Raw genomic sequence first — 14,628 nt, 5'->3', positions numbered from 1 at the left:
AAGTATATGAAATTTAAATTAATAACTACATTTGCGGCAATGAGTTTAAGCTTTAACGTAATTGCTGGGGTTTGTTATGACTCTGTTACGCAAACAACACCAACAGAGCGATTTACAATAAATCCCGATGGCACAGTGTCAGATAGCAAAACAGGTTTAATGTGGCAGCGTTGTAGTTACGGACAAGTGTATAACAATGCTACAGCAACATGCGAAGGCTCTACACCATCATTAACCTGGCAAACTGCATTGCGAGGCGCAGTTAACGATACAACGGCAAGTTATAATGACTGGCAAGTACCAAATATTAAAGAGTTAGCAAGTATTATTGAACACAGATGTACAGAGCCAAGTATTAACGAATCGGTGTTTTTGGGCACAAAGCTACAAAACTATTGGACCAATACCTCAGGTGTAAATACGATTAATTCTGCTTGGGTATATCAGTTTGACAGTGGACTAAATAGTTTGCACGCTAAAACCAGCAGTGTTTATTTGCGCTTAATGCGTTACGAAAAATAATCCAATATAAGTAAATGCACAGCTAAATTTAAAGCAGCGTTTTTTACATTAATTTACGTTATTTCAATAATAAAAGAGCCTGAGTGTTGTCACTAAGGCTCTTTTTTTGCCATTATGGGGGGGATTTATTTACCAAGGAATACTCAGGTGTATTTAAGCTATTTTGGTTTGCATGAAAAACCCTTTTCAATCTCGCCTAACCCCCATTATTTGTTTTTAAGTGAGCGACATAAAGAAGCGTTAGCGCACCTTACCTATGGATTAGGTGAAGACGGCGGCTTTGTATTATTAACCGGCGAAGTGGGTACAGGTAAAACAACCATTACTCGCAGTATGCTAGAAAAACTGCCAGAGAATACTCAAGTTGCGATGATCCATAATCCGGCCTTATCAGAGCTTGAGCTTTTAGCCAGTATTTGTGATGAGCTTAAAATTAATTATGATGCACAAAATGCGAGTTTAAAAAGCCTTACCGATGTTATAAAAAAGCACTTAGAAGCAAATAATAAAGCGGGTGGGCATACCATACTTATTATTGACGAAGCGCAGTTACTTGCTCCCGATGTACTAGAACAACTGCGCCTACTAACCAACATAGAAACCGATCATAAAAAGCTATTACAAATAGTGCTGGTGGGGCAACCTGAGCTGCAAGTATTATTAAAACGAAATGAGTTAAGGCAGCTTGCACAGCGTATAACAGCTCGCTATCACTTACTGCCTTTAACACAAGGACAAACGGTGGCATACATTAAGCATCGTTTACATATTGCAGGCTGTGATAAAGGTATTTTTTCGTTGGAAGCAATGCAAAGCGTTCATCAACTTACCGGTGGCGTGCCACGATTAATGAACTTAGTGTGTGAGCGGGCGTTAGTAGGGGCATTTGCAAAACAGCAATTAACAATAGATAGCGAGATTATAAAAAAATCTGCTCAGGAATCATTACCACCCGATTTTATTGCGGCTAATAATACGCCACCTAAAACCGTGCCATATTGGCTATATTGCTCTGCTTTTGTTGCTTTATTTGCAGCAGGCTTAGGGCTTTCATTTATTTTATAGTTAGGTGATTAATGTCTTATTTATTAGATGCGTTAAAGCAATCGCAACAAGCCGATATAAGCGCCGAGCAGTATGACTTACAGGCACAGCAGGCTAAACAACAACAGTCTCTAATGAGATACCGCCGCTTGGCGTTTGTGATTGGTGGCAGCTTAGCGGTTAGCTTTAGTGTTGCTGGTGGTTTTGTTAGTGGAAAATGGCTACAAAACAGCTCATTTAATAGTAATAATGAGCAAGTTAGCACTACAGCAATATTAAAAAATACTAATGCCGATAAAGAACCAACAATAACAACCAAATCGGATATAGATAATACAGCAAGATTACAAACTGCAGAGCAAAATATAGCTGTATTAGCGGCGCAACCATCAGCGCCAAAAACGGCCCCGCCAGACGCAGTAAATACAGCAACTTCAATTCAAGGGCAGTTAGTATATGTACAAACCCCAAGTGGTATTGTACAAATGTTACTTACGCCGCAAGGGCAATATATTCCAATAATGGAAAATCAAGCCACACTCCAGCAAAACCTAAACCCGCAAAATAGTTTTGCTCAGGGTACGTATGCGCAAGGCGCAATTAATCAGCAGGGATATTCACAACCACATTATAATCAACCTAGCTTCAATCAAACGAATAACCAGGCAACACAAGCAGCTGGGCAGCAACCTCAAACAAATATGCCTTCATCGGCATCGCTTGATTTAAGTAAGTATAAAGTGCTTGGTAAACCACTCGATTCGCAAGGCTCTACAGCACAACAAACTAAAAGACCTGCGCTTGCAAAGAGCCCAACATTATTAGAAACAGCTTTTGATCAAGCTATTCAAGATACAGAAAAAACACAAAACTACGAAGTCACGCAAGCAACGCGCAGCTCATCACGCGTGCAACCAATAGAGCTGTTGCCAGATGGATTACAAGCCATGTTACCGCCACTTAAATATCAGGCGCATATATATTCGTCTGCACTCGATAAGCGTTGGATCAAGCTCAATGGTCGCGAGCTTTTTGAGGGCGATAGTATAGGTGCATTAACAGTGCGAGAAATAACACCAGAGCAAAGCGTACTTGATTTTGACGGCTACGAATTTAGCTTAAAGGCGCTACAAGATTGGCCGCAATAGCGGCTAATTAGGGTAAAATTGAATTTTTATAAAAGCGTTGTAAGTCAATATTGTATTCGTTAGTTTTAACTGCCGACTCAAGCGTATCTTGGCTTTTTTTATGTGCTAAATCTATGTCTTGCACTTGGGTGTAGCGCCCATGCTTTGCACTATAGAAAGTTTTAACAACGGGCTTTAGTGGGCTGGCAGGGTTGCTCTGTGTCACCAGTCCCACTTTTTGACTCGAGAGCTTAACCAGTGTGCCTACCGGGTGAATACCGATACACTGAATAAATTTAGTTAATAACTCACTATCAAAACTATCAGGGCAACCTTCTTTTAATATTTTAAAGGCTTTTATCGGCTCCATACCCGCTTTATAAACGCGCTCAGCTGTGAGTGCATCATACACGTCAACAATTGACGCCATACGCACATACTGGCTTATTTCATCGCCTTTTTTACCAAACGGATAGCCTTTACCATCTAAGCGTTCATGGTGCATACCGGCAATATCAACAGCTATACCTTTGAGCCCTGCAGCTTGTAAAATTTCTTTACTAAAGCGCGCATGATTTTTCATTATTGTAAATTCTTCATCAGTAAAACGTCCCGGCTTATTGAGTACTGCATCGGGAATTTTTATTTTGCCAATATCATGCAGTAGCGCGCCAGTAGTTAGCTGTTCAATTATATTTTTATCTATATTTAAATGCTTGGCAAAAATACTAATTAAAATAGAAACATTAATAGAGTGCTCTAACAGGTAGGCATCTTTTTGGCGCATTTGAGTAAGACATGTAAGTGCATCTTGATTTCTAAATACCGAATCCATAAAACCACTAGCAAGCTCTCTAAAAGGCGCTATGTCTATATTTTTACCTGCTTTTATATCTTTAAATGCTTTAATCTGTAGTGATTTAGCTTCATCGTAAAGCTTTTTAGCTTTGCCCATTTCTTGCTCGGCACTGTGCGTTTTTTGCCAAGGATCGCGCTTTGCTATAGGGGAAGGTGTCTTAGCTGGATCTTTTTCAGGCACTGATTCGATGAGGGTTTTATCTGGATCTATTTCAACTTCTAAAATACCGACATTTTTTAATTTATCGATACCGGCTTGAGTTTTAACCCAGCCTTGGCTTTTTATTTTTATACGTCCGGTTTGCTTTGTTACGCTTTGTACAAACATGCCAGGTAATAACTGCGAAATTGGAATGACTTTCAATTTAATTCACTTCATATAAGTATTCTACTGGTTAAAGTAACAAAAATATTACAATTAACATAGTAAAAAAGGCACCCTAAGGTGCCTTTTTATACGAATAAGTAATTAGTGCTAAACTAGTTACTCATCATCTTCAACAAGCGTCATCAGCGATGTATTACCACCCGATGCCGTTGTATCTATACTGATGGTTTTTTCAGTTACTAAACGTTTAATAAGCGTATCGTAATATTCAGAGCTGATCACTGGCAAAATAGCACCTTTACGCTGCGCTAGTTGCTGGCTGAAATAACCAAAGCGAGAAGAGCGTGCTGCAACCACAGCGCCGGCTAAGTGCGGATGTGCCAATATAGCTTGTAACTGATTTGGTTTAGCTACTTGGAACACGCCTTCGGCAACACCGGTGGCAATAAATTTATCTCTAAAGGCAACCGCTTCTTCATAAAATATTTCAGAAGCCACGGTAATTACCGTATTACCCGCAGCAATTGCAGTAATGATCGATAATGCCCAAAAGTTAAATGATGTGCTCTTATCAGCGTAACATACAACACAACCACGTGCTTCAAGGTGCAAAGTATTAGACTCACCTGTTGGCCCTGGTAATGTAGTAAATTTACGCATGTGCTTTTCTAAGCGATTAAGTTGTGCACGTGCATCGGCAAGTGTTAGTGCTAAATCGTCTGCTAAGTCGTCAATAATTTCAACTGTGGCTATTTTAGCAAGCAATTGACGCACCGCAGAGACACGGTCGTTTAGTGGTGTTGAGCGCCAAATTTTTTCATCGCGCATAGAGTTAATCATTAGCTTTTCTACTTGCTCGTTTGCACCGCTGTAGTGGTGTAAATCCAGCTCGTCTGGCGTTAGATTGGTCATTTGCACGTTTTCTGGTGATGCTTTTTCTTTTACTAAACGTTGTAAGTAGTTAGGGCCGCCGGCTTTAGGGCCAGTACCAGATAAACCACGGCCACCAAATGGTTGCACACCAACAATAGCGCCAATCATATTACGGTTAACGTATACGTTACCTGCACGCGACATTTTAGCTAGGTATTCACAGCGCTCTTCAATGCGCGAATGCACGCCCATAGTTAAGCCGTAACCTGTGTTGTTTATTTGATCCATAACACTGTCTAGTTCGCTCGATTTAAAGCGTATAACGTGTACACATGGGCCAAATACTTCGCGCTTAAGTACCGATAAGTCTTTTATTTCGTATAAGCGAGGAGCAAAGAAGTACGCACCATTTACTGTGTTATCTGGAATTTTACACTCGTAATGTAATGTCGCATTACCTTTTAAGTACTCAACGTGATCGTTTAAGCTTTTCAGCGCTTTTTCATCAATTACCGGGCCTACGTCAGTAGATAGTAACGATGGGTCGCCTATATGTAATTCAGCCAGTGCACCTTTAAGCATTTCGATTATGCCATCGGCAACGTCTTCTTGAATAAATAATACACGTAACGCTGAACAGCGTTGCCCAGCACTTTGAAAACCAGAACTAATTACATCGTCAACCACTTGCTCAGGGAGTGCTGTTGAGTCAACGATCATACAGTTTTGGCCGCCTGTTTCAGCAATTAACGGTACTTGAATATCGCTACGAGCCGCGAGCGTTTGTGAAATAAGCGTGCCTGTTTCAGTCGAGCCAGTAAACATAATTGCTTGAACGCGTTCATCCGGAACAATTGTTTTACCTACGTCACTACCACGGGCTATTACCGTTTGCACAACATGCTCTGGTAAACCTACCGATAGCATAAGCTCAATGGCACGCAGCGCAATTAGACTCGTTTGCTCAGCTGGTTTTGCAATAACGGTATTACCGGTCACAATAGCAGCGGCTACTTGGCCTAAGAAAATAGCTAGCGGGAAGTTCCATGGGCTAATACATAAAATAACACCACGGGCTTCAAAGCGCTCATCTTGCGATAGCTCTTCAGCGCGGGCTGCGTAGTAACGACAAAAATCAACCGCTTCGCGTACTTCATCAATACCATCTTTAGCTATTTTACCGGCTTCTTTAATACAAATAGCCACTAGCTCGTCATGATGACGCTCTAAAATATCGGCAACGCGGCGTAATAAGTTAGCGCGTTCTTTTACCGATGTTTGTGACCATGATTCAAAAGCGTTTTCTGCGTTGGCTAGCAAAACTTGCATTTCATCGCTAGATTGCAGTTTTATATGGCCAATTATTTCTTTGTGGTTTGCCGGGTTTTTAACTGCCACAGAGCCTTCAGGTACTTGGCTTTGCTCAATTAAGTGTTCGTTAAACCACAGATCAAGGTTTTCTTTAAACGGGGTGATCACGTTTATATCGGTTAAATCCATGCCTTTTGAATTGGCACGTTCGGCGCCATATAAGTCAATTGGCATTTTAATTTGCGTATTGTATTTATTACGTAAACCTTGCAGTGTTTCTACCGGATCAGGTAATAGTGTCTCAACCGGCTTAGTGGTATCTACAATGGCATTAACAAACGATGAGTTAGCACCATTTTCTAATAAACGGCGTACTAAGTAAGCCAGCAGGTCTTCGTGTTGGCCCACTGGTGCGTATACGCGGCACTGAATTTTTTCCTCGGTAACAATTTGGTCAAATAAAGATTCGCCCATACCGTGTAAACGTTGGAATTCAAAACCGGTGTTATCACCTTTAGCCACTTCTAATATAGTTGCTGCTGAGTAGGCATTATGGGTAGCAAACTGTGGGTAAAGTACATCACGTGCTTCGAGCATTTTCATGGCACACGCTTTATAAGACACGTCGGTGGTTGCTTTGCGAGTAAATACCGGAAAATGCTCTAAACCATCTTGTTGTGTGGTTTTTATTTCAGTGTCCCAATAAGCGCCTTTAACTAAACGCACCATCATTTTGCGACCCACACGGGTTGCAAGTTCAGTTAGCCATTCAATTACAAATATAGCGCGTTTTTGATACGCTTGAACCGCTAAACCAAAGCCGTTCCAACCTGCTAGGTCGTCATCACTAAATACCGCTTCAATTACATCTAAAGAAATATCTAGACGGTCTGCTTCCTCAGCGTCAACAGTAAAGCCAATATCATATTGTTTAGCTGCTAGCGCAAGCTCTTTAAGCTTAGGCACAATCTCGGCCATTACGCGTTCTTTATGCGTAAACTCATAACGAGGATGAATAGCAGAAAGCTTAACTGAAATGCCTGGGCTTTTTATTGGGCCACGGCCATTTGCCGCTTTACCAATAGCATGAATCGCGTTCATGTAACTGTCAAAGTAACGCTGCGCATCTTTCATGGTGCGCGCGCCTTCGCCTAGCATGTCGTATGAATATACATAGCCTTTTTGTTCTTTATCGGCAGCACGTACTATTGCTTCGTCAATGGTACGACCCATAACGAATTGCTTACCCATAATTTTCATCGCAAAGTTTACTGATTTACGAATAACAGGCTCGCCTAAACGACCTATGGTTTTTTTAAGCATACCAAATTGCTGTTCTTTGGTTTTATCTGTGTAGTTAACCATTTTACCGGTTACTAATAGGCCCCAAGACGATGCGTTAACAAATAACGAATCGCTGCTGCCTAAATGAGAGCTCCAGTCGCCTTTTGCTAATTTGTCACGAATTAATGTGTCTTGAGTTGCTTTGTCTGGTACGCGAAGCAGGGCTTCGGCTAAGCACATTAATACTACGCCTTCTTCACTAGAGAGTGAAAACTCATTTAATAGTGCATCAACACCGCTTTGACCATCTTGGTCTTTACGAATATTTAAAACAATTTGGCGAGCTCTTTCCCAGGCACGACTTCGTGCTTTAACACCTACTTCAGCAAGTGGTAAAATATGATCGATAACCGCATTTTCGTCGATGCGGTAGAAGTCACGGATTTTTTGTCGAATTGGACAAGTCGTTGTCAAATCGCTATTGAATAACATAAGCAACCCTCAGGAGTGTTAAAACTTAAGGTAAAATTAATTACCACTAAATATTCGTTGGTGTAAGGCGTGCATTCTAATTAAAATTCAGCAGAATATGCTGGTTAAATTTGGCGTTTTACGCTAATTTACAGGGCATATTTTCTACTTATCCGTATAAAGTTCTGTTATGACGAGTCCAAATAGATTACGCCTGCTTGATCGTATCGATTTAGCTATTTTAGACGTTCTGCAACAGAACGGCAGAATTTCAAATGTTAACCTCGCAAAGCAGGTTAATTTAAGCCCCAGCCCTTGTCTTGATCGTGTAAAGCGTTTAGAGCAAGAAGGCTATATTGAAGGCTATGTTGCAAAGCTTAGCGAAGCCAAGCTTAATCAAAGCTTAGTTGCACATGTACAAGTGTCGTTGGTGACTTCAAATACCGCGGTATTTAAAGTGTTTAGAGAACACATTTTAAAAATTAGGCAAGTAGTGGAGTGCGACATGGTTGCTGGTGGCTACGACTACTTGCTGAAAATCAGGGTATCAAACATGGACGAGTACAGGCAAGTGCTTGGCGACTTAGTTGATATACCTGGAGTGGGAACGCATCACACCTACATGGTAATTGAAAAAATAAAACAAGATCCGGGTCTGCGCCTAGATTTGTAATACAAATTGCAGGCATAAAAAAAGCATCAAATGATGCTTTTTTTATGCGACTAATTAAGTTGTCGTATTATGCCCAGCCTTGGTAGCGCTTACGGCGAGACAACACAATCGTTAATATAATACCTAAAAATAATCCTAAAAATGCAATAGCACCGCCATAAGTAAGTAATTGGCGTTTTTCTTTAGAGCTAGTGGCTTGCTTTAAAGTGCGCTCTTGCTCAAGTGTAGTTTTTAATTGAGTTATTTGTGTAAACAATTGTTTGTTTTGGTTTGTTAACTGCACGTTTTGCTCTTGCAACTGCGGTAATTCAACTTGTGCTTGGCGCAGTTCATTTTGTATTGAGCTCATTTCATCACTTAACGTTTGGTACTGCTTATGTAAGCCAGCTGTTTGTGTAATGTATTTAGCTTCAACCCAACCTTCACGATCTTTATCATCCTTAACTTTTAAAAAGCCGTTTTCTTCACCCGATAATAAGGTCAGTTGTGTGCCTGCATCAATAGAGCCGAGTAAACGATAGTTTTTGCTCGCACCAGAGCGCATAAACGTATAAAGATTGTCAATTATATAAGCTGTTTTTGCATTGGTGGGGGCTGCTGTTTGAGCTTCTTCTGCTTGGCTCGCAAATGTTGAGGCTGTTAAAAACAGCCATAATAAACAGTGTTTTAGCATTTATTTACCTTGTTAATCTAACCGTGTCCGTTTAGAACGTGATTTTATATTTCACATAAGTATAGCGATAATATGGATTAAATAGCGCAATAGCAAGGTTGATATTGTAACCGGTGTTATTTTATTAGCGGCCCATTTTGACTAAAATATTTGCAATATGGGGCGGCTTTGTTTATTTTGACCACTTATTAATTTTAAGGGTAATCCGCATAACTAATGGATACTGAGATAGAACTAAAATTTTTGGTATCAGATGCCGTCATTCCACTGATCCCCTCATTAATTACACAATTTGCAAAAACAGTTACTAATAAGCCATCTCGAAGTTTACAAAATGCTTATTATGATACGCCAAGCCGTGAGCTTAGAGCCCTTGATATTGGCTATAGAACGCGTTGTGCTGATAATAAATGTGAGCAAACAATTAAACTCTCCGGTGAGGTTGTTGGGGGCTTACATCAACGCCCTGAATTTAACTTACCAATAGAGTCTAATCGTCCAGATTTAATGGCATTTGACCCCTCTATTTGGCCTCATGGCATGCAAGCCAATGTTATTGCAGAAAATATACATCCGATTTTTAGTACCAACTTTATTCGCCGTACTTGGTTAATTGAGACTCAAAACGGTGCAAAAATTGAAGTAGTGCTTGATAAAGGTGAAATTGCCGCAGCGGGTAAAGTTGAGGTGATCAGCGAGCTTGAAATTGAACTTGTTGAGGGCAGCCGTAATGAATTATTTGCGCTAGCCGATAAATTAGTAAGCCAAAACTGTATTCGCTTAGGTTTGTATTCAAAGGCCGCAAGAGGGTATCGCCTTGCTGACGACACGCCACTGCAACCAAGTAAATCTATTGGGTTTGTTAAACTCAAAGGGCAAGTAACCCAAGAGCAAGCATTAATAGAGGCTATGGGTTTTGGTATTCGTTTTGTGCAAAAGCACGAACAATGTTATTTCGATAAGCCAAGTTTAAAAACATTAAAGCGAGTAACCGACGGTATAAGCTTAATTCGTCATAACTTTTGGTTGTTTGACGACATTGTTAGCAAAGAAAGTACTGAGCATTTACGCAACGAACTAAAGTGGTTACTCAGCGAGTTAGCGTGGGTTGAAAATGCAATTCAATTAAAAACCTATACTTCTAAACGCCACGCTTTTTATAAAAAAATAAACAACGCACCGGCATTAACACAAGTTATTAATGACCTAAAAGAGCTACAGCCTAGCATTGACGACATTTATGCGCTGTTTCATAGTGCACGCTATAATCGTTTAATACTGTCGTTAACAACCTGGTTAATAGACAAACAATGGCGCAAGTTTTGGGATCAAAAGCAATTACAAAACGCTGACCAATCGGTAGCCAGCATTGCTAACCGTTTGTTTGATAAAGATTGGCGAAATTTGCATAAGCTGTTACCTAAAGAACAAACTTTAACCGCGAATGATTACCTTAATATACGCACACAATTAGAGAACAGTTTACTAAGTGGTAATTGTTTAGGTGCGTTATTTGATAAAGAAGAGCGCTTAGAGTTTAGACTCCCTTGGCTTGATATTTCTCATGGTATGTACGAGCTTAGTACCCTTGACTATTTAAAGCAGCTTTGCGGTGGTCAAGAAGATGAAAAGCTAGCTAAAATTCAAACATGGCTAGCACAAAAGACAGAATATTTGGTAAGTGCAATGGAGCAAAGTAGATTGGCTTCGTTCGATATAAAGCCTTATTGGCTTTAGATTTACAGAATATGATTAAATAAAAAAGGCTCATTATGAGCCTTTTTTATATTTGCTGATTAGTATTTAGCAGCTTGGCCTTCTTTAGGTAATGCCGCCTTTATAAACTCACGTAAGTCGGTATTAGAGCTCTCTAAATCCGCATGGCGTAAGTACATCATATGTCCGCTTCTGTAGCCTTTAAAGCTTAAGCGGTCTTGCATTTTGCCACTTGGGTCTAACTGCCATAACGTATATTTAGCATCAAAGTAGTTAGTTGCACCGTCATAATAACCCGATTGAATCATTACCTTTAAATACGGGTTTTGCGCCATAGCTAAACGCAAGTTTTCGCCGGTGTTATTACCGCTTCTATCCCATGGGTGCACATTACCAAACAGGTTATATTTAATATCTGTTTTATAATTTAGCTCTTCACGTAAGTAATGATTAATAGCGGGTGTGAAAGAGTGTAACCACGACGTGAGTTCTGCCCAGTAATCAGGCGACTCGCCCGCATCGCGTTTATCAATACCTAAATAACGCGAGTCTAAGCGTCCTACCATTTGGCCGCGATCACGTAATAGCTCTTTCCAAAAAAACTGCGTTGGAATATCTAAGTTATTTTGCTCTACAAAGGTTTCAGAAAGCCCAGCATATTGCGCCATTTTTTTAATTATGCGGCGCTTTTCATCATCTGCAATAAAGCCGCCTTTAGCCAGTGCGGGGATCAGTTCGTTAATTGTAAACTGCTCAACTTCAGGCAGTAACTCGTCTAGGTCTTTAGCTTGTAAGTTGGCATTTAATGCTTTGTGATACCAAGCTGTAGCGGCAAAGTAAGGCAGGCGGTTAGCTGCTTTAATTGGGCCGTCGCGCTTAATGCCAATATCGGTTGGTGAAACCAATACTACGCCGTTAATGTACATCCATTGGCTATTTTGCAGTTCATGAGCAAGGCCCGATACACGTGTTGTACCGTAGCTTTCGCCAATTAAAAACTTAGGAGAGCGCCAGCGCTCGTTTCTGTTTACAAAGGTATTAAGCCACTCAGCGAGGTACTTAATATCGGCTTTTACGCCAAAAAACTGCTCTTTTTGTTCAGCTTTAGAGAGTAATTTACCGTCTTTATCTTCAACTACCCGAGAGTAGCCGGTGTTTACCGGATTTACATATACAATATCGGCAATGTCGAGCACTGAGTAAGGGTTGTCTTTAACCCCATATGGTTGAATAGGGTAGCCTTCATCATCAATTTTTAATACGCGAGGGCCAGTATAAGCAAGGTGCATCCAAACCGATGCCGAGCCAGGGCCGCCATTAAACGAAATAAGCAAAGGGCGCTTTGCTCTGTCATCTACCTTATCGCGGGTGTAGTAAGTATATTGCAAGGTTGCTATAGCATCGCCTTTGTCATCCCAAACAGGTTGCGTACCGGTTGCAACCGTATATGAAAAGCGCTGATTATTAATTTTTGCTTTGTGCTCAGTAACCACTTTGCTGTCGATATCAATACGACGCTGGTTATTATCGGCAAAGGAGGCACTACTAAGTGTTAAGGCAATGGCGGCAATAGGTAAAAAAATACTTTGGCTAAACTTCATGAATGACCCTTTTTTATTGTTAATGTTCTATTAAAAGAAATATTCAGTAAAAAAACAAAAGTATTGAGACTAGTTGCCGATAATAGTGGTTGAGTAAATAGAATGTGTAAAAACTTAGCTTTTAACGCTTTGTATCGCTCTTTATTTCGATCGTAATGAAAGTAATGTATATTCGCATCTATTTATAAATAGCAGCTTAAATAAGTGAGATTTACTTTAAAAAAATAGTGGCAAACCGACAGGGTGTGTAATTTGCTTTTTAATAAATTTAAAATCTCATTAAAGGCTTTAAATTTATGATGAACATATGGTTATAAAACAAGTAATTTAATTAGAAGTAAAGAGAAGCCCTATGCAAAGACTGTTGATAGTTGAAGATAGTAAAGTAGTACAACAAGTCCTTCGCCATATATCTGCACAGTATCTTGATGTTGCCATTGATTTTGCTTGGTCTTTATCTGAGTGTAAGGAGTTTGTAAGTAAGCACAGCTATACACTAGCCTTAGTTGATTTAACGCTCCCCGACGCACCAAATGGTGAGGTGGCCAAATATACCTTATTAAAAGGTATTCCTACTGTGGTGCTTACTTCTAAGATGGATGAGTACAAGCGCCTGCAAATGTTAGAATTAGGCGTAATTGATTATGTGATAAAAGATAACCGTGACTCATATAATTACGCTATAAAATTAGTTGCACAGCTGTTGCGTAACCAAGGCTGTAAAGCATTAATAGCCGACGACTCGGTTTTAAGTCGTACTTTAATGAAGCAAATGCTAGAAAAACAATTATTTGCAGTCAGTGAGGCGCACGATGGACGCCAAGCATTAGATATGCTCAAAAACGATGCTGAAATTAAATTACTCATGACAGACTATGCAATGCCAACAATGGATGGTTTTGAATTAGTTAAAGCGGTGAGAAACTTTAGAGGCCGTGATGACTTAGCAATTATTGGGTTATCAGGCGCGAGTAAGCATGGTTTATCGGCGCGATTTATTAAATATGGTGCTAATGATTTTTTAACTAAACCTTTTATGAATGAAGAGTTTCATTGTCGTGTATTGCAAACCATGGAGCAGTTATCGTTAATTGCAGACATTAAAGAAAGTGCTTTTCGAGATCACCTTACCGGGCTTTATAATCGTCGTTACTTTTATCAGTATGCTGAAAAACTACTCAAAAATAAAAATCAGAAAAATAGCTTAGTGTTACTCGATATAGATTTTTTTAAAGCAATAAACGATGAATTTGGGCATGACGGCGGCGATCAGGCACTTAAACAAGTGAGTAATTTAATCCGTACTTCATTTTCTAACAGTACAGTGGCACGTATTGGCGGTGAAGAGTTTGCAATTATATTAACGCAAGTAGAAGTTGAACAAGCCGAGAAGTGTTTAAATTTATTTATACAAAAGTTCGCAAGTTACGACTTTACTATCAGTGATAAAACCTTATCAATAACAGCAAGTATAGGCCTAGCCGAATTTCAAAATACCAATTTAACCGCTGCTATGCGTGTTGCCGATAGAGCTTTGTATCAAGCTAAGGAGCAAGGGCGCAATTGTGTGGTTTTAAATAGTACTTTGCAGCTAGCAGAGGTTACAGCTATACGTTGAGTTAAATACACACGCACCAATCAAGTATTATATATAAAAAAACGCACCTAATTGGTGCGTTTTTTTGTTTTAAATATAAAAAATTTTTATAAGTTATTGTTTTTTATTGCCATATAAAAAATGGCATAAAGCTTGGATTGTATTAACTAAGAAAAACAATAACGTGTCCTAAGGGGACTAAAATGAAAATGATTAGTGCAATCATCAAGCCATTTAAATTAGATGAAGTGCGTACAGCACTCGCTGATTTAGGCATAGAAGGGATGACAGTTGTTGATGTAAAAGGCTTTGGTCGACAACGTGGTCATACCGAATTGTATCGTGGGGCTGAATACCAAGTTGATTTTATTCCTAAAATTAAACTCGAAATTGCCACTCGTACTGAAAACTGCCAACGCGTAGTTGACTCAATTACGCAAGTTGCAGGCACCGGAAAAATAGGTGACGGTAAGATTTTTGTGTACGACCTAGATCAAATTGTTCGTATTCGTACGGGCGAACTTGATGAAGATGCACTTTAAGGGGGATT

General features: G+C 39.8%; 11 protein-coding genes. 7 read left to right on the top strand and 4 right to left on the bottom strand.

All coding sequences use genetic code 11. From position 1 onward, the window contains the following. The first annotated feature begins 6 nt into the window (after nucleotides 1-6). The 3 genes from PNIG_RS12805 (at nucleotide 7) to PNIG_RS12795 (ending at nucleotide 2,714) form a co-directional block, all read left to right on the top strand. Nucleotides 7-522: an Lcl C-terminal domain-containing protein gene (locus tag PNIG_RS12805; protein ID WP_089368648.1), complete on the top strand. Its 516-nt coding sequence runs from the start codon at nucleotides 7-9 to the stop codon at nucleotides 520-522. A 147-nt stretch (nucleotides 523-669) separates the two neighbouring features. Further along, nucleotides 670-1,587, top strand: a complete 918-nt coding sequence (locus PNIG_RS12800; protein ID WP_089368647.1) for an ExeA family protein — start codon at nucleotides 670-672, stop codon at nucleotides 1,585-1,587. Between the two features lie 11 nt (nucleotides 1,588-1,598). After that, a complete protein-coding gene (locus tag PNIG_RS12795; protein WP_089368646.1) occupies nucleotides 1,599-2,714 on the top strand; it encodes a general secretion pathway protein GspB in 1,116 nt (371 codons plus the stop codon). A gap of 7 nt (nucleotides 2,715-2,721) precedes the next feature. Here PNIG_RS12795 and PNIG_RS12790 read toward each other — a convergent pair whose 3' ends face one another. Then, a complete protein-coding gene (locus PNIG_RS12790) occupies nucleotides 2,722-3,915 on the bottom strand; it encodes a cyclic di-GMP phosphodiesterase (protein WP_089368645.1) in 1,194 nt (397 codons plus the stop codon). A 120-nt stretch (nucleotides 3,916-4,035) separates the two neighbouring features. Next, nucleotides 4,036-7,839 carry a bifunctional proline dehydrogenase/L-glutamate gamma-semialdehyde dehydrogenase PutA gene (putA, locus tag PNIG_RS12785; RefSeq protein ID WP_089368644.1) on the bottom strand — a complete coding sequence of 1,268 codons (3,804 nt, stop codon included), beginning with the start codon at nucleotides 7,837-7,839 and terminating at the stop codon, nucleotides 4,036-4,038. Nucleotides 7,840-8,008: 169 nt separating this feature from the next. On the opposite strand from putA, the gene PNIG_RS12780 reads away from it, so the two are divergent. Further along, the gene (locus tag PNIG_RS12780; protein ID WP_011328920.1) at nucleotides 8,009-8,491 is read left to right on the top strand and encodes a winged helix-turn-helix transcriptional regulator; all 483 of its coding nucleotides are present in this window, start codon (nucleotides 8,009-8,011) and stop codon (nucleotides 8,489-8,491) included. Nucleotides 8,492-8,558: 67 nt separating this feature from the next. Here PNIG_RS12780 and PNIG_RS12775 read toward each other — a convergent pair whose 3' ends face one another. Next, nucleotides 8,559-9,164, bottom strand: a complete 606-nt coding sequence (locus tag PNIG_RS12775) for a TIGR04211 family SH3 domain-containing protein (protein ID WP_089368643.1) — start codon at nucleotides 9,162-9,164, stop codon at nucleotides 8,559-8,561. Between the two features lie 216 nt (nucleotides 9,165-9,380). On the opposite strand from PNIG_RS12775, the gene PNIG_RS12770 reads away from it, so the two are divergent. Further along, nucleotides 9,381-10,901, top strand: coding sequence for a CYTH and CHAD domain-containing protein (locus PNIG_RS12770; RefSeq protein ID WP_089368642.1), 1,521 nt, complete (start codon nucleotides 9,381-9,383; stop codon nucleotides 10,899-10,901). A 59-nt stretch (nucleotides 10,902-10,960) separates the two neighbouring features. Here the strand turns inward: PNIG_RS12770 and PNIG_RS12765 are convergent, their stop codons facing one another. Continuing rightward, complete coding sequence (locus PNIG_RS12765) at nucleotides 10,961-12,481, bottom strand: S10 family peptidase (RefSeq protein WP_011328917.1); 1,521 nt, start codon at nucleotides 12,479-12,481, stop codon at nucleotides 10,961-10,963. Between the two features lie 352 nt (nucleotides 12,482-12,833). On the opposite strand from PNIG_RS12765, the gene PNIG_RS12760 reads away from it, so the two are divergent. Then, a complete protein-coding gene (locus PNIG_RS12760) occupies nucleotides 12,834-14,099 on the top strand; it encodes a GGDEF domain-containing response regulator (RefSeq protein WP_086994059.1) in 1,266 nt (421 codons plus the stop codon). Between the two features lie 182 nt (nucleotides 14,100-14,281). Next, complete coding sequence (locus PNIG_RS12755) at nucleotides 14,282-14,620, top strand: P-II family nitrogen regulator (protein ID WP_011328915.1); 339 nt, start codon at nucleotides 14,282-14,284, stop codon at nucleotides 14,618-14,620. Nucleotides 14,621-14,628: the final 8 nt, after the last annotated feature.

This window comes from Pseudoalteromonas nigrifaciens (assembly GCF_002221505.1).
Taxonomy (GTDB): domain Bacteria; phylum Pseudomonadota; class Gammaproteobacteria; order Enterobacterales; family Alteromonadaceae; genus Pseudoalteromonas; species Pseudoalteromonas nigrifaciens.
This window is presented reverse-complemented; position numbering and strand designations above follow the sequence as displayed.

Coding starts and splice junctions, on each gene's coding strand:
- PNIG_RS12780 (WP_011328920.1), top strand. CDS start 8,009: ATGACGAGTCCAAATAGATTACGCCTGCTTGATCGTATCGATTTAGCT.
- PNIG_RS12765 (WP_011328917.1), bottom strand. CDS start 12,481: ATGAAGTTTAGCCAAAGTATTTTTTTACCTATTGCCGCCATTGCCTTA.
- PNIG_RS12805 (WP_089368648.1), top strand. CDS start 7: ATGAAATTTAAATTAATAACTACATTTGCGGCAATGAGTTTAAGCTTT.
- PNIG_RS12795 (WP_089368646.1), top strand. CDS start 1,599: ATGTCTTATTTATTAGATGCGTTAAAGCAATCGCAACAAGCCGATATA.
- PNIG_RS12775 (WP_089368643.1), bottom strand. CDS start 9,164: ATGCTAAAACACTGTTTATTATGGCTGTTTTTAACAGCCTCAACATTT.
- putA (WP_089368644.1), bottom strand. CDS start 7,839: ATGTTATTCAATAGCGATTTGACAACGACTTGTCCAATTCGACAAAAA.
- PNIG_RS12770 (WP_089368642.1), top strand. CDS start 9,381: ATGGATACTGAGATAGAACTAAAATTTTTGGTATCAGATGCCGTCATT.
- PNIG_RS12760 (WP_086994059.1), top strand. CDS start 12,834: ATGCAAAGACTGTTGATAGTTGAAGATAGTAAAGTAGTACAACAAGTC.
- PNIG_RS12755 (WP_011328915.1), top strand. CDS start 14,282: ATGAAAATGATTAGTGCAATCATCAAGCCATTTAAATTAGATGAAGTG.